The 19,503-nt window shown below is 62.0% G+C and carries 11 protein-coding genes; 7 read left to right on the top strand and 4 right to left on the bottom strand.

The genetic code is table 11. The features are described from left to right. Window positions 1-76 precede the first annotated feature (76 nt). The 7 genes from rfbB (at window position 77) to WS57_RS21365 (ending at window position 14,350) form a co-directional block, all read left to right on the top strand. The gene (rfbB, locus tag WS57_RS21395; RefSeq protein WP_040126710.1) at window positions 77-1,138 is read left to right on the top strand and encodes a dTDP-glucose 4,6-dehydratase; all 1,062 of its coding nucleotides are present in this window, start codon (window positions 77-79) and stop codon (window positions 1,136-1,138) included. An 11-nt stretch (window positions 1,139-1,149) separates the two neighbouring features. After that, window positions 1,150-2,043: a glucose-1-phosphate thymidylyltransferase RfbA gene (gene rfbA, locus WS57_RS21390; RefSeq protein ID WP_069244809.1), complete on the top strand. Its 894-nt coding sequence runs from the start codon at window positions 1,150-1,152 to the stop codon at window positions 2,041-2,043. Beyond that, window positions 2,028-2,579: a dTDP-4-dehydrorhamnose 3,5-epimerase gene (rfbC, locus tag WS57_RS21385; protein WP_040126708.1), complete on the top strand. Its 552-nt coding sequence runs from the start codon at window positions 2,028-2,030 to the stop codon at window positions 2,577-2,579. The genes rfbA and rfbC overlap by 16 nt, the downstream gene beginning before the upstream one ends. Continuing rightward, window positions 2,567-3,490 (top strand): dTDP-4-dehydrorhamnose reductase, encoded by a 924-nt coding sequence (rfbD, locus tag WS57_RS21380; RefSeq protein WP_059513046.1) that lies wholly within the window; start codon window positions 2,567-2,569, stop codon window positions 3,488-3,490. The genes rfbC and rfbD overlap by 13 nt, the downstream gene beginning before the upstream one ends. Window positions 3,491-4,133: 643 nt before the next feature. Then, window positions 4,134-11,762: a type I polyketide synthase gene (locus WS57_RS21375; protein WP_069244808.1), complete on the top strand. Its 7,629-nt coding sequence runs from the start codon at window positions 4,134-4,136 to the stop codon at window positions 11,760-11,762. Window positions 11,763-11,769: 7 nt separating this feature from the next. Next, a complete protein-coding gene (locus WS57_RS21370) occupies window positions 11,770-13,128 on the top strand; it encodes an aminotransferase class I/II-fold pyridoxal phosphate-dependent enzyme (protein ID WP_059603863.1) in 1,359 nt (452 codons plus the stop codon). A 55-nt stretch (window positions 13,129-13,183) separates the two neighbouring features. Then, the gene (locus WS57_RS21365) at window positions 13,184-14,350 is read left to right on the top strand and encodes a nucleotide sugar dehydrogenase (RefSeq protein ID WP_069244807.1); all 1,167 of its coding nucleotides are present in this window, start codon (window positions 13,184-13,186) and stop codon (window positions 14,348-14,350) included. A 65-nt stretch (window positions 14,351-14,415) separates the two neighbouring features. Here WS57_RS21365 and WS57_RS21360 read toward each other — a convergent pair whose 3' ends face one another. From WS57_RS21360 to WS57_RS21355, 4 genes are all read right to left on the bottom strand, one after another. Beyond that, a complete protein-coding gene (locus WS57_RS21360; protein WP_038455837.1) occupies window positions 14,416-15,666 on the bottom strand; it encodes an IS256 family transposase in 1,251 nt (416 codons plus the stop codon). Between the two features lie 262 nt (window positions 15,667-15,928). Beyond that, window positions 15,929-17,155, bottom strand: coding sequence for a glycosyltransferase family 61 protein (locus tag WS57_RS36030; RefSeq protein ID WP_081337653.1), 1,227 nt, complete (start codon window positions 17,153-17,155; stop codon window positions 15,929-15,931). Window positions 17,156-17,497: 342 nt separating this feature from the next. After that, window positions 17,498-18,412 (bottom strand): heparin lyase I family protein, encoded by a 915-nt coding sequence (locus WS57_RS36025; RefSeq protein ID WP_081337652.1) that lies wholly within the window; start codon window positions 18,410-18,412, stop codon window positions 17,498-17,500. Between the two features lie 161 nt (window positions 18,413-18,573). Further along, complete coding sequence (locus WS57_RS21355) at window positions 18,574-19,488, bottom strand: glycosyltransferase family 2 protein (RefSeq protein WP_069244806.1); 915 nt, start codon at window positions 19,486-19,488, stop codon at window positions 18,574-18,576. Window positions 19,489-19,503: the final 15 nt, after the last annotated feature.

Below are 19,503 nucleotides of genomic sequence, written 5' to 3'. Positions count from 1 at the left end.
ATCGAGGGATCGATGCCATACGGACAACCGAGAGGATGGCAGCACACGCTGCCATTAAAAACAAAACAGAGGCTACATGATATTGGTAACAGGCGGCGCCGGTTTTATCGGGGCCAATTTTGTGCTCGACTGGCTGCGCCAATCGGATGAAGCGGTTCTGAACGTCGATAAATTGACCTACGCGGGCAATCTCGGAACTTTAAAGTCGTTGCAGGACGATCCGAAACACGTGTTCGCACGCGTGGACATCTGCGACCGCGCGGCACTCGACGCGCTGTTCGCCGAGCACAAGCCGCGCGCGGTGCTGCATTTCGCCGCCGAAAGCCACGTCGACCGCTCGATCCACGGCCCGGCCGATTTCGTGCAGACCAATGTCGTCGGCACCTTCACGCTGCTCGAAGCCACGCGTCAATACTGGAACGCGCTGCCCGAAGCCGACAAGGCCGCGTTCCGCTTCCTGCACGTGTCGACCGACGAAGTGTTCGGCTCGCTGTCGGCAACCGATCCACAGTTCTCCGAAACGACGCCGTACGCGCCGAACAGCCCGTACTCGGCCACCAAGGCCGGCTCCGATCATCTCGTACGCGCGTACCATCACACCTACGGCCTGCCGACGCTCACCACGAACTGCTCGAACAACTACGGTCCGTACCAGTTCCCGGAGAAGCTCATTCCGCTGATGATTGCCAACGCGCTCGCCGGCAAGCCGCTGCCCGTCTACGGCGACGGCCAGAACGTGCGCGACTGGCTGTACGTGGGCGACCACTGCAGCGCGATCCGCGAAGTGCTCGCACGCGGCGTGCCCGGCGAGACGTACAACGTCGGCGGCTGGAACGAGAAGAAGAACCTCGAAGTCGTGCACACGCTGTGCGACCTGCTCGATGCGCAGCGCCCGAAGGCGGCCGGCTCGTATCGCGACCAGATCACCTACGTGACGGACCGCCCCGGCCACGACCGCCGCTACGCGATCGATGCGCGCAAGCTCGAGCGCGAGCTCGGCTGGAAGCCGGCGGAGACGTTCGAGACGGGGCTGGCGAAGACGGTCGCATGGTATCTCGACAACCAGGCGTGGGCCGACGAAGTCGCGTCGGGCGAATACCGCAAGTGGGTCGAAACCAACTACGCGCAGCGCGCGTAAGGGTGGCGGACATGGCACGCAAAGGCATCATCCTGGCCGGCGGTTCCGGCACCCGGCTGTATCCGATCACGCACGCGGTGTCGAAGCAGTTGCTGCCGGTGTACGACAAGCCGATGATCTACTATCCGCTGTCGACGCTGATGGTCGCGGGCATTCGCGACGTGCTGATCATCTCGACGCCGCAGGACACGCCGCGCTTCGAGGCGATGCTCGGCGACGGCAGCCAGTGGGGGATGAACATCCAGTACGCGGTGCAGCCGTCGCCGGACGGGCTCGCGCAGGCGTTCATCATCGGCAGGGAATTCGTCGGCAACGATCCGTCGGCGCTGATTCTCGGCGACAACATCTTCTACGGCCACGACCTCGCGAAGCAGCTTGAGCATGCGAACGCGCAGCAAGCGGGCGCGACGGTGTTCGCGTATCACGTGCACGATCCCGAGCGTTACGGCGTGGTCGAATTCGACCGGGACTTCCGCGCGCTGTCGATCGAGGAGAAGCCGGCGAAACCGCGTTCGCACTATGCGGTCACGGGCCTGTACTTCTACGACAACCGCGTGTGCGACATCGCGGCCGACATCAAGCCGTCGCCGCGCGGCGAGCTGGAGATCACCGACGTCAATTCGCGCTATCTGGCGGACGGCGCACTGAATGTCGAGATCATGGGGCGCGGTTACGCGTGGCTCGACACCGGCACGCACGATTCGCTGATCGAGGCGGCGAGCTTCATCGCGACGCTGCAGAAGCGGCAAGGGCTGGTGGTCGCGTGCCCGGAGGAAATCGCGTACCGCCGTCAGTGGATCGACGCGGAGCAGGTGCAGAAGCTGGCGCAGCCGTTGTCGAAGAACGGCTACGGTCAATATTTGCTCAACATTCTTACGGATCAGGTTGCATGGCCATCACGGTAACTGCCACGGCGCTGCCCGAAGTCAAGATCATCGAGCCGAAGGTGTTCGGCGATGCGCGCGGCTATTTCTACGAGAGCTTCAACGGGCGTGAATTCGCCGAGCACGTCGAGCCGGGCGTGGAGTTCGTGCAGGACAACCATTCGCGCTCGGCGAAGGGCGTGCTGCGCGGGCTGCACTATCAGATCCAGCATGCGCAGGGCAAGCTCGTGCGCGTGGTCGAGGGCGAGGTGTTCGACGTTGCGGTCGATATCCGCAAGCACTCGCCGAACTTCGGCAAGTGGGTCGGCGTGACGCTGTCGGCGGACAACCACCGGCAGCTGTGGGTGCCGCCCGGGTTCGCGCATGGATTCGTGGTGCTGTCGGAGGCGGCGCAGTTCCTCTACAAGACCACCGACTACTGGTACCCGGAGCACGAGCGCAGCATCGTGTGGAACGATCCGGAGATCGGCATCGAGTGGCCGATCGATTTCGAGCCGCTGCTGGCCGCGAAGGATGCGGCGGGCAAGCGGCTTGCCGAAGCCGAATGCTTCCAGTGAGGACCGCCGTGCACACGCCTGAACCGCGAACCATCCTGCTCACCGGCATCAACGGCCAGGTCGGCTTCGAGCTGGCGCGCACGCTGCAAGGGCTCGGCAACGTGGTCGCGCTCGACCGCAGCCGGCTCGACCTGTCGCGCCTCGACCAGGTGCGCGACGTCGTGCGCGACCTGAAGCCCGACCTGATCGTGAACCCGGCCGCCTATACGGCGGTGGATCAGGCGCAAACCGACGTCGCGCTGGCCACGCGCCTGAATGCCGAGGCACCGGCGGTGCTCGCCGAAGAAGCGAAGCGCATCGGCGCGGCGCTGATTCATTACTCGACGGACTACGTGTTCGCCGGCACGAAGGATGGCGCCTACGTCGAGGACGATCCGGTCGATCCGCAAAACGTCTACGGCAAGACCAAGCTCGAAGGCGAACAGGCGATCGCGGCTGCCGGCTGCGCGCACCTGATCTTCCGCACGAGCTGGGTGTACGGCGCGCGCGGCAAGAACTTTCTGCTGACGATGCTGCGCCTCGGCGCCGAGCGCGACGAACTGAAGATCGTCGCGGACCAGATCGGCGCGCCGACCTGGTCGAACACGATCGCGACGCTGACGGCGCACGTGGTCGCGCAGGCAGTCGCCGCCGGTGCGAGCGGCCGGGAAGCATGGTGGAGCGCGCATTCGGGCGTCTATCACCTGTGCGCGGCGGGCTCGACTTCATGGCATGGATTCGCCGAGGCGATTTTCCGTCTCTCGAATCTGCAGAAGAAACCTTCGGTGACGCCGATTCCCGCCAGCGCCTATCCGACGCCTGCGAGCCGCCCGGCGAATTCGCGCATGTCGAACGAGAAACTGGCCGAGCACTTCGGCGTGCGGGCGCCGCACTGGGAGACTGCGCTCGAGCTTTGCATGAACGGGATGTAACGCAAGCTGCAAAACCAAGCCGCCTGCCGCTCATTCAAAAGAGCGGTGGCGGCTTTATTTCCGTCGTTATGCGACTCGCCGCCTGATTATTATTTAAAACATTTATTATCAAGCCGTTACCCGTTTTTTTCCTCGCGCATGGCTGTCCGCCATGTGCGGATCGCGGCGCGTTTTAATCCTCATACGTGATTCCGATGAGCCCGGAAAAATGCGCCTGGACGAGAGACCGGAACGCCCCGCCGGGGGTCCGGACGCATCGTCGGAAAAGCAAATATTACCGGCACATCGATACCGACCCTCGACGGGAAAATATCCGACGAGTACGATTTACCGTCCCACTCTGTAAGCAATCATTCAGGGAATGATCCCAATATAACGTCCTACGAATCAATGTGCCGATCCCCGCGCGGCGGACGCAATCCCGGGCTGCCCCGCCCGGCCTGCCGACTAGGATTCTTACGATCGTAAGATCGAATTTTACGTACTGGTCAGCTTTCGGGATAAAATCGCGGGTCGCACCCATGTCCCAAGGCTGGCGGACACGGCAATTCCTACTCCCATACGCGTACATCCGGGCCGTCTCGTACTTCCACGCATTAACAGGGAAATCACACAGTCAGCCAGCAACAAAAGAAAGAAGCTCATGAGCAAAAGCGTCGCTTTAGTCGGATTGGCATTTCGATTTCCGGGAACAGATAGTCGTCACTACTGGAGCGATCTGCTCAACGGCAAGGACTGCGTGACGGAAGTCGAGCCCGGCAGATGGTCGAAGGATGCATACCTGCATCCGGCCAAGGAACATCCGGGCACCGCTTACACGTTCGCCGCCGGTTCGATCGGCGACGTCTCGGGCTTCGACGCCGACTTCTTCGGCATCTCGCCGCGCGAAGCCGCGCTGATGGATCCTCAGCAACGCCTGTTGCTGGAACTCTGCTGGGAAAGCATCGAAAACGCGGGCGTCAAGCCCTCGTCGCTGCGCGGCAGCGATTGCGGCGTATTCGTCGGCATCGCCAGCGCCGACTACTCGTACCGGATGGCCGACGATCTCGCCACGGTCGACGCCTCGATGGCGACCGGCAACACCGCCAGCATCGCCGCCAACCGCCTGTCCTACGTCTTCGACCTGCGCGGCCCGAGTCTCGCGGTCGATACCGCCTGCTCGTCCGCGATGGTGGCGTTCCACCTCGCGTGCCGCGCGATCGCGAACGGCGAAATCAGCCACGCGATCGCGGGCGGCGTCAGCCTGCACCTGCATCCGTATGGCTTCATCACCTTCTCGAAGGCCTCGATGCTGTCGCCGAACGGGCGATGCAAGGTCTTCGACGCGTCGGGCGACGGTTACGTGCGCTCCGAAGGCGGCGGCCTGTTCCTGCTGAAGGACTACGACCAGGCGCTCGCCGATGGCGATCGCATCCTCGCCGTCGTGGCCGGCACCGCCGTCAACACCGACGGTCGCAAGTCCGGCCTGACCGTGCCGAGCGTCGACGCGCAGACCGCGCTGATGCGGCAGGTCTACGAACAGGCAGGCATTCCGCCCGAGGCCATCGACTATCTGGAAGCGCACGGCACCGGCACGCCGGTCGGCGATCCGATCGAAACCCGCGCGATCGGACAGGCGCTCGGCCAGCGACGCCCCGCCGGCGCACCGCTGCCGATCGGCTCGGTCAAGAGCAACCTCGGACACCTCGAAGCGGCATCCGGCGTCGCCGGGTTGGTCAAGGCCGTCTACAGCCTGCAGCATCGCGTGGTGCCGGGCACGATCGGCATCCAGGAATTCAACCCGAACATCCGCTTCGACGACTGGAACATCCGGGTCGTGACGAAGCCCCATCCGCTGCGCGAAACGGGCACGCTGACGATCGGCGTGAACTCGTTCGGCTTCGGCGGCGCGAATGCGCACGTGATCCTGCAGTCGCCGGCGGAAACCGTCCGTGCCACCGACACCGCGTCACACCCGGCGGCCGCCGTGCCGGTCGTCGTGACCGGCCGCAGCGCGGACGCGCTGCAGGCCAACGCCCGCCAGCTCGCCGACACGCTGCGCAGCCCGTCCGCGCCCGCGCTGTACGACGTTGCCTACGCAGCCGCACTGCGTCGCGACTGGCACGACAAGCGCGCGGTGGTATTCGGCGCGGACAGCGAAAGCATCGCTCAACTGCTCGACCAGATCGGCGCGGACGACGCTGCGAATCCGGCCGTGCACACCGGCGTCGGCGTGCGTGACGCACAGGGCCCGGTGTTCGTCTACTCGGGCAACGGTTCGCAGTGGGCCGGCATGGGCGGCAAGCTGCTCGCGCATCCCGTATTCGCGCAGTCGGTCGCCGACATCGACGGGCTGTTCGTCAAACTCGCCGGCTGGTCGCTGAAGGAACTGTTCGAGCGCGACGCGCAGGGCGACGTCTACGAACGCACCGAAATCGCTCAGCCCGCCCTCTTCGCGATCCAGGTCGGCATCACGCGCATGCTCGCCGCGCAGGGCGTGCAGCCCACCGCCGTCACCGGACACAGCGTCGGCGAAGTCGCCGCCGCCTGGGCATGCGGCGCGCTCACGCTGGCCGACGCGATCACGGTGATCTATCACCGTAGCCAGCAGCAGGGACTCACGAAGGGCAAGGGGCGCATGGCGGCAGTCGGCATGGACGGCGTCGCCGCCGCCGCGCTGCTCGACGAACTCGGCCTTCAGCACGCGCTGTGCGTCGCCGGCTACAACAGCACCAAGGGCGCGACGCTTGCGGGCGCCGTGGAAGCGCTGGAGCAGGTCGGCCACGTGCTGGCCGAGCGGCGCGTGTTCTACAAGCAGCTCGATCTCGATTACGCGTTCCACAGCAGCGCGATGGATCCGATCGAAGCGCCGCTCAAGCAGGCGCTCGCGCACATTCGTCCGCAACGCGGCGACGTGCCGTTCTTCTCGACCGTCGAAGGCGCGCTGCTCGACGGCGCAGCGCTCGATGCCGATTACTGGTGGCGCAACATCCGCGTCCCGGTGCGCTTCGAGCAGGCACTCGACAACCTCGTCGCGCAAGGCAGCGACGTGCTGATCGAGGTCGGCCCGGCGCCCGTGCTGCGCAGCTACGTCAACGAGATGCTCAAGCATCACGGCAAGACCGGCGTCTGCATCCCGACCGGCCGTCGCAACGACGACGCGCCCGAGCGTGTGCAGGCCGCCGTCGCGCAGACCATCATCAGCGGCGCGCCGATCGACTGGGCGCACTTCTTCCCGACCGGCGCGGCCCGCGCCGAACTGCCGTCGTACGCATGGCAGCGCGAGCGCTACTGGCACCCGGTCACGACCGAATCGCTGAACCAGCTCGGACGCCGCCGCGTGCATCCGCTGCTCGGCTACAAGATGAGCCAGCAGACGCAACCGGCGTGGGAAAACCAGCTCGATACGCTCCTCCAGCCGTGGCTGGCCGACCATGTCGTCGGCCACGCGACCGTGTTCCCGGGCTCCGGCTTCGCGGAAATCGCGCTCGCCGCCGCGCTGCAATGGCACCCGGGCGATCACGCGGACATCGAGGAACTGGAAATTCATGCGCCGCTGCTGCTGTCGACCACGCCGAGCAAGATCACGCGCCTGTCGCTCGACGACAGCGACGGCCGCTTCCGGCTGCGCAGCAAGCAGGTCGGCAGCTCCGACCCGTGGACCGTGCATGCGAGCGGCCGCCTGCTGTCGGGTGCGAACCCGCAGCAACTGACCGAAACCGCACCCGCCCTGCCCGCGCGCGAGCCCGATTTCACGGGCGAGACGCACCTCGCGCTGACGCGCGCGGCCGAGCTGGACTACGGCCCGGCCTTCCAGGCGGTGTCGCACGGCTGGCTCGAATCGCCGCGCGACGTAGTGGCCGTGCTGCACGCACCAGCGGCGCTCGCCGCGAGCCTGCCGCACAGCCTGCTGCACCCGGCGCTGCTCGACTGCACGTTCCAGCTCATCATCCAGATGCTGAAGGATGATCCGTCGCTCGGCCAGGGCGTCGCGTTCGTGCCGACCCGCATCGGCCGACTGCGCTGGCGGGCCGGCCTCGGCACGCCGCATCGCGTGCGCGCACGCCTGCTCAAGCGCGCGCCGCATTCGCTCACCGCCGAATTCGCGCTGTTCGACGAACAGGGGCAGCAGATCGCGGCCGTCAGCGAAGCGCGCTTCCGCAGCGTGCGCCTGTCGAAGTCGCATGCCGAACCGCTCGCATTCCTCGACTACGCCGCGATTCCGAGCCCGCATCCGCAGCACCCGCAACAGGCGAACCCCGCACTGCGACGCAACGCGCTGCAGCCCGCGCTGCGCGCGATGGTCCGCTCCATCGTGACGGACGGCCTGCTCGAACGCTACGCGCAGGAAGTCGATCCGCTGCTGGAAACGTTGTGCGACCGCTATGCCGCCGACGCGCTGCTGACGCTGTCGACGAACGACCGCCTCGACGCGAGCGCGCTCACCGCCTGTCGCGACGCCGCACCGCACGCGGCGCCGCTGCTCGACTGGCTGCTCGCCCGCAGCGCACGCCGGCTCGCCGATTCACCGGACTGGCAGATCGACGTGCCGCAGGACGACGGCGCCAGCACGGCCGACATCTGGAACAGCCTGCTGCGCGAATACCCCGATTACTTCACGCTGGTCCACGCGACCGGGCGCATCGGCCTGCACCTGCCGGCGCTGCTGAGCGGCGAAGCCGCGTGGGCGAACGTCTGCCCGCGCGACATCTCGCCCGTCGAACTCGCACACTACGTGCTCGGCGACGCGGCCAGCCAGCGGCTGTCCGACACGCTGGGCGCCCATCTCGAGAAAGCACTGCTCGCCCGCGCGCCCGAACAGCGCGTCGGCATCCTGGAAATCGGGGCCGGCGCATCGCGCGTCGCAACCGAGCTGTGCCGCCATCTGGATTTCGCCGTCGCCGACTTCGGCTACGCAAGTTCCGAAGACGCCGCGCTCGAACACGCGGAGCGCCTGCGCGAGCACTGCCCCGAACTGTCGGTCGAGCGGATCGACGCCAACGCGACGAGCACCCGCCGCGACGTCGACCTGATCGTGTTCCATGGCGACTTCGGCAGCCTCGAAGCGGCCCGCCAGGCGCTGCAATATGGCGCGAACCGACTGAAGCCCGGCGGTACGCTGCTGCTGTGGGGCACGCAACCCGCCGCGTGGATGGACTTCATCTTCGGCGGCAACGCCGCGTGGTGGACCAAGCGCGCCGACGGCACGCCCGGCACCCCGCAACGCACGGCGGCCTACTGGCAATCCGAACTGGCTCAGCTCGGCCTCGATTGCGACGAGCCGCTGGAACTCGCGCCGGAAAGCGCGTGCGGCCCCTATCTGCTCGCGGCAGGCCTGCCCGTGGAAGCGTCCGCCGTCGCGCAGCCGCAAGTGCCGCAAGGCGGCTGGCTGATTCTCGCCGATGCGCATACGGCCGGCGAATCCGGCGCCGCACGCAAGCTGGCCGATCACCTGTCGAGCCGCCGCCGCTTGCCGGTGCGCATCGAGACCGACGTCAAGCCGGAGCAACTGGACGCGCTGCTGCAGCGCGCGCAAGCCGAGCTCGGCGAAATCCGCGGCATCGTGCATCTTGCGGGCCTCGCCAGCGGCGCGAACCTGGACGCCGACGATCCGCAACGCCTGCTGCAGGCTCAGGTGCAGCGCTGTGCGCTGGCCGCCGGGCTCGCGTCGGCAAGCGAACGCGCCGGCCTGAAGACCACGCTGTGGCTGCTGACCGCCGGCGCCGCGCCGTTCCTGCCCGCCGCGCAAGTCGACGGTTATGCGACGCTGAACGATGCGTCGCTGTGGCTCTACGGCCGCACGATGATCAACGAGGCCGCCGGATTCGACGTGCGTCTCGTCGACCTGCCGCAGGCTGCTCCAGTGCCGCTGGAAGCACTCGCGCGTGAACTGCTGTGGCCGGACGGCGAGCAGGAAGTCGCGCTGGGCGCAGCCGGCGAACGTTATGCACCGCGCCTGCGCAAGAACCCGCGCCCGCATGCCGAATCGCCGGCAGCGCCCGCCTCCGCCGCGGACACCGCGCTGCGCCTCGGTTTCGAAGTGCCGGGTCAGTTGCGCAACCTGCGCTGGGAAGCCCATCCGCTGCCCGACATGCGCGAGGACGAGTTGCAAATTCGCGTCGAGGCCACCGGCCTGAATTTCCGCGACGTGATGTACACGCTGGGACTGCTGTCCGACGAAGCGATCGAAAACGGCTTTGCCGGCCCGACGCTGGGCCTCGAGTTCTCGGGCGTCGTCGAGCGCGTGGGCCGCAAGGTCACCGGCTACAAGGCAGGCGACGCGGTGGTCGGCTTCGGGCCAGCCAGCTTCGGCAACGTCGTCGTGACCCAGCCGAGCGCGCTGTCGCACATCCCGCGCAGCCTGTCGTTCGAGGCCGCGGCGACGATCCCGAGCACGTTCTTCACCGTCTACTACGCGCTGCATCACCTCGCGCGGCTCGAGCCCGGCGAACGCGTGCTGATCCACGGCGCGGCCGGCGGCGTCGGCATCGCGGCAATCCAGTTCGCGCAATGGATCGGCGCGGAGATTCACGCGAGTGCCGGTTCGGACGAGAAACGCGACTTCCTGCGCCTGATGGGCGTGAAGCACATCTACGATTCGCGCTCGCTCGACTTCGCCGACGAAATCCTCGCGGCCACCGACGGCGAAGGCGTCGACGTCGTGCTGAATTCGCTCGCAGGCGAAGCCATCAACCGCAACCTGCGTGCGCTGAAGCCGTTCGGCCGGTTCCTGGAGCTGGGCAAGCGCGACTTCTACGAGAACACGCGCATTGGCCTGCGCCCGTTCCGCAACAACATCAGCTACTTCGGCATCGATGCCGATCAGCTGATGTCGAAGCGCCCCGACCTGACCCGGCGCCTGTACGGCGAGATGATGGCGCTGTTCGAGGAAGGCGTGCTGCGCCCGCTGCCATATCACGCGTTCGACGCGAACGACATCGTCGATGCGTTCCGCCACATGCAGCAGGCGCGCCAGATCGGCAAGATCGTGATCACCTATCGTCGCGGCCTGCACGCGAACGCCCCCGCGCCAGCGGTCGCGAGCGACGGCGAATTGAAGCTGCGCGACGACGCGAGCTATCTCGTCACCGGGGGCCTGTCCGGATTCGGGCTGCGCACCGCGCAATGGCTGGCCGACAAGGGTGCGCGCCATCTGGTGCTCGTGAGCCGCAGCGGCCCGGCGTCGGAAGAAGCGCAGGAAGCGATCGCCGTACTGCGCGAACGCGGCGTCGCCGTGCATGCCGCGCCGTGCGACGTGACCGACCGCGCGGCGCTCGCCGCACTGCTCGCGCATGTGGAAGCGCAGATGCCGCCGCTGCGCGGCATCGTGCATGCCGCGATGGTCATCGACGACGGCCTCGTGCGCGGAGCGACCGCCGCGCAAATCGAACGCGTGATGGCACCCAAGATCGTCGGCGCGCTGCACCTCGACGAACTGACTCGCGCGCTGCCGCTGGACTTTTTCGTGTTCCATTCGTCGGGCACCACGCTGTTCGGCAACCCGGGCCAGTCGAATTACGTGGCCGCAAACGGCTGGCTCGAGGCGCTGGCCCGCCACCGGCGCGCGCGCGGCTTGCCCGCCACCAGCCCGCGCTGGGGCGCGATTGCCGATGCCGGCTTCCTCGCGCGCAACCAGAAGGTCAAGGACGCGCTGCAAAACCGCATGGGCGGCAGCGCCCTGCCCGCCGCGACGGCGCTCGACGCACTCGAAGACATGCTGCTCGCCGACACCGGCGACCTCGGCGTGCTCGAACTCGACTGGCGCTCGCTGGCCCGCTTCCTGCCGAGCGCGCAAACGCCGAAGTTCGCCTGGGTGGCGCGCGATGCGGCGACCTCGCATCAGGACGAGGACGGCAGCGACGACGTCGCCGAGTTGCTGGCCACGCTGAACGACGAGGAACTGCACCCCGCGGTGGTCGACATGATCAAGCATGAAGTCAGCGAGATCCTGCGCGTGCCGGCCGACAAGATCGACCCCGACCGTTCGGTTTACGACATGGGCCTCGATTCGCTGATGGGCGTGGAACTGGTGGTGGCGCTCGAAAGCCGCTTCGGCGTCCGGCTGCCGGTCATGGCGCTCTCCGAGAGCCCCACCATGACCAAGCTGGCGACGCGCCTGATCGAAGTGCTGCGCGGCGACGAGCCGGCCGAGCCGGATACCGTCGCTCAGCAGGTCGCGCACGTGGTGGCCCAGCATACCGAGGACGTTTCCAGCGAAGCGCTCGCCGAGTTCACCGACGAAATCAAGGCCGCACAAGAAGCGGGCCACAAGCCGCAACGCATGATCCGATAAGCGCGACATGAGCAAGACCAAAACCACCGGCCTGCCGGGCCTGACCTCGGCCCTGAAGAACAAGCTCATCCAGCAGGCACTCGAGCGCAAGCTGCGCGAAGCCGGACGCGACCAGCCCGCGGCTGCGCCCGTCGCGGGCCGGAAAACGGCCTCGTCGGTACCCGACGCGTACACGCGCTTCGACCAGTATCCGGGCTACCGCCAGCTGCGCATCATGAACGACGGTGCCGCCCGCCTCGGCGTGCGCAGCCCGTTCTTCAAGCTGCACGAAGGCACCGCCGGCGCGCAGACCGATATCGCCGGCAATACGTATGTCAATTACGCGAGCTACAACTACCTCGACATGTCGGGCGACCCGGTTGTCTCGCAAGCGGCGAAGGATGCGATCGACCGGTACGGCACGTCGGTGTCGGCCAGCCGCCTGGTGTCGGGCGAACGCCCGATTCACCGCGAACTCGAACGTGCGCTCGCCGATCTGTACGGCGTGGACGACGCGATCACGTTCGTGAGTGGTCATGCGGCCAACGTGACCACGATCGGTTATCTGTTCGGGCCGCGCGATCTGGTGATCCACGACGAGCTGATCCACAACAGCGTGCTGCAGGGGATCCAGCTTTCCGGCGCGAAGCGCTTTTCGTTCGCGCACAACGACGCCGATGCGCTCGAACGGCTGCTGACCGAGCAGCGGCACCAGTTCGAACGCGTGCTGATCGTGCTGGAAGGCATCTACAGCATGGACGGCGACTACCCCGACCTGCCGCGCTTCGTCGACATCAAGCGCCGCCATCGGGCATTCCTGATGGTGGATGAAGCGCATTCGATGGGCGTGATGGGCAAGACGGGGCGCGGGATTCGCGAGCACTTCGGCCTCGCCGGCGATGCCGTCGATATCTGGATGGGTACGCTGAGCAAATCGCTGGCCGGCTGCGGTGGTTATATCGCCGGCGAGACGGCGCTCGTCGAGCATCTGAAGTTTCTCGCGCCGGGGTTCCTGTACAGCGTAGGCATGCCGCCGCCGGTGGCCGCGGCGTCCCTCGCGGCGCTGCAGCGCATGCTGGAGTTGCCCGAGCGCGTGGCGACGCTGCAGGCGCGCGGACAGTATTTTCTTGCCCAGGCCAAGGCCGCGGGGATCGATACGGGCAGCAGCGCGGGGATTGCCGTCATTCCGGCGATTCTCGGCAGTTCGTTGCGGGCCACCAAGTGGTCGGACGCGCTGTTCGAGCAGGGTATCAATGTGCAGCCGATCCTGTATCCGGCCGTGCCGGAACAGTCGGCGCGGTTGCGGTTCTTCATCGCTTGCACGCATAGCGAGGCGCAGATCGACAGGACGGTCGAGGCGATGAAGGTGTTGATCGAAAAGCGCTAGCTGCCGTAGGTTGGGTCAAGGGCCACTCTCGTTCAAATTCAATAAACGATAAATCATGAAAATCGCTATTGCCGGTACCGGCTACGTCGGACTTTCCAACGGCATCCTGCTGGCTCAGCATCACGAAGTCGTCGCGCTGGACATCGTTGCCGAGAAGGTCGAACTGCTTAATCGCAAGCAGTCTCCGATCATCGATGCCGAGATCGAAGACTATCTTGCGAACAAGCAACTGAATTTCCGCGCGACGCTGGACAAGCACGATGCCTATGAAGGAGCGGACTACGTCGTCATCGCGACTCCGACGGACTACGATCCCGAGACCAATTACTTCAACACGCGCTCGATCGAGGCCGTAATCAAGGACGTCCAGGCGATCAATCCGAAGGCGGTGATGGTGATCAAGTCGACCGTGCCGGTCGGTTATACCGCGAAGATTCGGCAGGAGCTGAATTGCGACCGCGTGATTTTCTCCCCTGAATTCCTGCGCGAAGGCCGAGCGTTGCACGACAACCTGCATCCGTCGCGCATCATCGTCGGCGAGCGATCGGAACGGGCGAAGGTGTTTGCCGAACTGCTCCAGGAAGGGGCGATCAAGAAGGATATCTCCGTCCTCTTCACCGACTCGACCGAGGCCGAAGCCATCAAGCTGTTCGCGAATACCTACCTCGCGATGCGTGTGTCGTATTTCAACGAACTCGATACGTACGCTGCGACGCACGGCCTGGATACGCGCCAGATCATCGACGGCGTGTGTCTCGATCCGCGCATCGGTGACCACTACAACAACCCGTCGTTCGGTTACGGCGGTTACTGCCTGCCAAAGGACACCAAGCAGCTTCTCGCCAACTACAAGGCGGTGCCGCAGAACCTGATCCAGGCGATCGTCGCGTCCAACACCACGCGCAAGGATTTCATTGCCGAAGACGTATTGCGCCGCAAGCCGAAGGTCGTCGGGATCTATCGGCTTATCATGAAGAGCGGCTCGGACAACTTCCGTGCGTCAAGCATTCAGGGGGTGATGAAACGGATCAAGGCGAAGGGGGTCGAGGTTATCGTGTATGAACCGGCGCTGAAGGAAGCAGAATTCTTCCATTCGCGGGTCGTCGAGGATCTTGAGGCGTTCAAGAAGGAATCGGATGTGATTATTAGCAATCGTCTGACTTCGGCTTTGGACGATGTTGTTGAAAAGGTGTATACCCGAGATCTCTTTGGCAGCGACTAAAACCGCATACGCTGTCCGCCTCGACGGGGGTGTCAGGATTTCCGTGTTCAAGGCGGGTGGAGTAATTACACGGAAGGCCGAACGAATCGATCTGCGTAAAGGATAGCGAATTGGTTCATGGCCGTCTTCCAGTCGTGAGCGGCGCTCCCCCAGTTCGCGGTGATGTTGCGCAAGGCCAGCCAGATGAGCTTGGTGGCAGCCTCGTCGGTCGGGAAGTGACCACGGGTCTTGATGATCTTGCGCAACTGCGAGTTGATATTTTCAATCGCGTTCGTCGTGTAAATGATCTTGCGCACACCCGGCGGAAACGCAAAGAACGGGATCACGCGATCCCAGGCGTTGCGCCACGCGCTACTGACAGTCGGGAATTTCTGACCCCACGGCCCATCCGCAAACGCATCGAGTTCGGCCTGAGCGGCTTCCGCGCTGGGAGCGGCGTAGATCGGCTTGATCGCCGCGGCCAAGCCTCGGCGGTCCTTCCAACTGGCGTAATCGAGGCTGTTGCGGATGAGGTGGACGATGCAGGTCTGCAGCGTGGTGGCCGGGAACACGGCGGCCAGCGCTTCGGGCATGCCCTTGAGCCCGTCCGTGACGGCAATCAGGATGTCGTGAACGCCGCGCGTCTTCAGATCGTTGAACACCTTCATCCAGAACTTGGCCCCCTCGGTATTCTCGATCCACAGGCCCAGGATTTCCCGCGTGCCGTCGGGCAGCACGCCCAGCGCCAGATAGACCGCCTTGTTGCGCACGACGGCGTCTTCGCGAATCTTGACCCGCAGTGCGTCGAAAAACACGACCGGATACATCGGCTCAAGCGGTCGGGCCTGCCAGGCGGTTACTTCGGCCATGACCTCGTCGGTGACCGAACTGATGAAGTCGGGCGAGACCTCGGTGCCGTACTGTTCCAGCAAGAAGCCCTGAATCTCGCGTACGGTCATGCCTCGGGCATACATGGCGACGATCTTGTCGTCGAAGCCCGTGAAGCGCCGTTCGTGCTTGGGAATCAGGATGGGTTCGAAGCTGCCGTCGCGGTCACGCGGCACCTCGATACGGATCGGGCCGTCTTCGGTCAGAACCGTCTTGGCCCCTTTGCCGTTGCGCTGATTCGTGGCGTTGACCGGCTTGGCAGCACCGGGAGGGTAGCCGAGATGATGGTTCATCTCGCCGCCCAGCGCCCGTTCGATCAGCGCCTTCTTGAGCGCCAGCGTCGCGGCGTTGATGGCTTCGGCCGTCATCGGACCGTTGCCGAACTGCTCGAGCAGCTCGGCCGGAATCGCCGGCAGAGCCGCCGGCTGGGCTTTCGGTTTGCGAGGCATAAACTCTCCTTGGGAGCATGTTATGCCTTAAACACAAAATTCCTGACAGGCCCGCCTCGACACAAAATCCGCGATGTCACACGGAAATGCGCACAGCCAATACGGTTGCATATACACTCAACCGCATCAATCTCGATATTTTTTAAGTCAATAAAAAATTTCCTGACTCGAACTAACGAAATCTCACTCCACGTCACGTCATGGGCATTCAAAACGCACATCAACAACACGCGACGGGGATCGACTTTACCTCCATCCAAATCTACAACTCGACTCCACCCTCAAAAATCGAGTACGACCTCTCCAATTTCTCAACATCAACAAACCAACCCCGCTCTTCCTTTGGCTTTTTAAAATCAATCGACGACCCAAAGCAAACTCGGAGGCGCGCGTTATTCGCAGATGCTATTAAACTATCATCTCTCAAATAAAAATTCCGTGGCGCCACCACAAAGCAACCTGAGCCTTTCTGCTGAAAGGCAGCAAGATACATCTGACTTCCAACAGGGCCGGCCAAAACACAAGATTCGTTTGCGATTTTTATCTGCTCTTTCAGGCCAATCGCCTCGGGACAAATCACTTCAAATCCCTGCTTGACAAAGAAATTCTCCACCTCGAGCTCATTTGTCAACGGCCGGTCGGGAACAGATTTTCGTGACAGGTACACCTTCCTTGTCGGACGACCAGGAGAAACTCCTGCAGCATGGGCGGAAATTGTGCGCCAGACGTCCATTTGCTGCGGTGCAATCCAACGATGCGAACGCATGGAAGGCGACGGCACCACAAGCTTTTCCAAGATAGCAGCCTTGGGTACCGTCACTATTCTGTCCAGGTCAACTCCGGCGAGTTCAAGCAGTGTCAGCGCAAATGGTTTTATTTCATCTTCGTATATAGCAAATCGAACCGACGGATTTTCTTCAAAAAATGGGAGCGCCCAGAGCCGCGTCAAACCTTCGAGCAGTACGTGTCCGAAGTGCCGATGAACATTGCCAATCAAATAATAAACACCAGGCAGTTCCTCCGCGAACTGAGGGCCTTGATACCTAAACTCGCTCGCTTCTTTATGCAAAATATCGCCAGGCAAATCTCGGTTTCCATCCATCGTTCCATACGAGCCATCAATCAGACGGCCATCCGACGTGACAATCGTTTGCCCAAAAAAATGGAATCCAGCTACACGTCGACTTATACGTCCGCCAAAAACATACGGCCGACTTAAAAAAGAAAGAGAAACATTATCAATAGCGAAATTATTACTTCTCCAACATTCCGGCAAAAAAATGGCATTTCCCCTCTCCTCACCTTGGAGCTCGCTTTCCAAGTCCAACTCATCAAATACGCCAACACCGGGATTTGCGATTGTATGCGACGAAATAGCGACCTCGCAATCCACTTGAGAAGATAATCCTTCGTTAATATCTTTAACGACCGGAAGATTTTTTTGTGTAAGCGAAATGGAAGACAGCGCCACTTCTTTTTCGTTGGCCATAACTTTCAGGGAAGTAATTTTCTATCTACGTCATGAGAACGTAGGATTGTGAAGTGTACATCAAAATTAACGGGGCCCGAACACCTGGCAGCCTCCAGGACGTCTGGAGCTTCGACCTGTTTGTCCAAGGGTGGAAGGTGCGTTGGTTTCATACACCACACCGGCCGTATAGATCGATAGTTGGTACACCGGGAGCTATCGATCGCACCTCGTCACAAATCAGCCGCCTCGCCTGCCCCAATACGCAATCAACGGCGATTTGATATCGCTCCAATTTGGGCACTTATGGAGACGTCGAACGCGAACATCTAAATCCGACGTCTCGATACGAGAGCAGTGGCATCAATGCGGCGTAACCGCTTCTCGCGATGTTCCCCAGCGCAACTGATCAATCCAAATAGTATGTGCTACAGGCTGAGGATTTCCGTATAGACCGACTCTCACATCAAAGGTATTAAGGAAATTCGATGATGCATGCCCCCAAGTTCGTTTAGATCCCCCAAGATATACTCCATTGAGCCACATCTCGATCAAACCCGGTCCGTCCGGATCATTTATCGCTCTAGGCAGCACATGGAGAACCACCGAATTCCACTGATTTCGGAGAAAACGGGGATGTCCCAAATTCACTTGCGTCGATTTCTCGCTCCTATCATCACGAGTGGCGAGTGTAAAGCTCAAATCGTCTTTTTCGGGAACCATTACGATGAACGCCGCGGGACCGGCCTTCTCTTCCTTGAAAGGCTGCCAAATCTGGCTAACGATAATCTCCCCTTTTGGAGGGGGAAAAGAATCCTTATCAAAGAAAATCGAAAATCCCATATAGCGTTCCTCGCCAAGGCGCAGCGCCAAGGGATCCCCTTGATGTACAAGGGTAAATTCCGATCGATCATTCGTTGTTTGCCCGGGCGCGGAAGGGCCAATAGTCAGCTTCAACGACCGCCCACCAATTTTCGAGGCCTTGTCACTCACCTGAGGTGGCGCAGCTTGCCCTTGATAGGGCATGTTAAACGTTTGCCCGTCACGCTTAAATAAACGGTAATGCTCATTGAATTGAGTAACCTGCCCACCGCGATCACCAAAATCAGCTTCCCGGAGAGCCGAGGCTGCGACACTCCGCTCGCTCATGAATAGCAAAAAGAGCAACCCACAAAAAAATGCCCCAAATCCTTTGCCAGCGGCCGAAAGTTGCCGCCCCCGCCCAAACATCAGACGCACTCCATCATGACCAAAAGCAACAAGCAGTTGACTATACATAGCTCAACCTCCATTTGAAAAATTAAATCCACCAAGAACCAACTACTTGCCATCCCGAATACTTTAGACCTGCAACATCGTCAATCAAAAATCGACGAAGCGTTCAAAAATATAATTCCCCAACAACAAGAACCAAAATTTCTCATGCTTCGCCACGTAAATCAAAAGCCGATAATTTTCATAATCCTTTTCAACGCAGGGGGTTTGTCGCTCGCTCGGCTCTCCTCTGACTCCCTCACTCTTTCCAATCCAGATTTTATTAACTCAAGCTCCGCCAAAACCCTGGAATGGAGTGACCGTGGGATCTCTGACACGACATCATTTTTATCATGGCGATAAAAATAATCAGCATGCTTAACTCTCGATGCCCGACTCGCACTCCCCTTCCGACTTTTACCAACCAAAAACTCCTCGAGCGATTTTACCGCGTAATGATTTACGCGCGCCCCACCCCAAACCACATCTCGACTTAATCCGTGCCCGTGTCGCTCATGATAAACGACATCATTTCCGATCGAGTCAACGAAACGGCCGCCAATCAGCTTCGCATGATGTGGGTTTTCAAAAAAATCAACTCTCGCGGGACGCACAATACTCTTGTAATGATTATTTACTCCAAAATCCTTTTCTGCCATTTTGGTGAATCTATCGATCACCAATTCATTGGTAGCAAAAACCTGACCACATGACCCATAAGTTGCCCAATTCAGGGCGAGCGCACTCACGGCTTCGTCGGAGAATATTCGGCCGAAGAAAGATCGTATCGAATCACTCCCGTCCAATGGAAGAATGAATTCGTCTGCATCAATGAACGCAAGCAGATCCACATCTTCCGGACAAACTTTCAGCATATGTGAATATGCCGGCAACTGCGGCCGTTGGTCAATCGGATTTTGAAATTGCATTGCCTGAATAAATCCAGCCGCCTCAAGGCTTCCAAGCAGTTCGGCAGAGCCGTCCTCACTCTCATTGTCAGCAATAAGAAAGTAATCGATGCCGATAGCACGATGATATGCAATCCATTCAAGAATGAATTCACATTCATTTTTAAATATGGCAGCAATTCCGATTTTCAAAACTCGATCACCATA

The sequence above is a fragment of the Burkholderia pseudomultivorans genome, from assembly GCF_001718415.1.
Classification (GTDB): domain Bacteria; phylum Pseudomonadota; class Gammaproteobacteria; order Burkholderiales; family Burkholderiaceae; genus Burkholderia; species Burkholderia pseudomultivorans_A.
The sequence above is the reverse complement of the archived record's forward strand: the minus strand, read 5'-3'. Positions and strand labels throughout refer to the sequence as shown.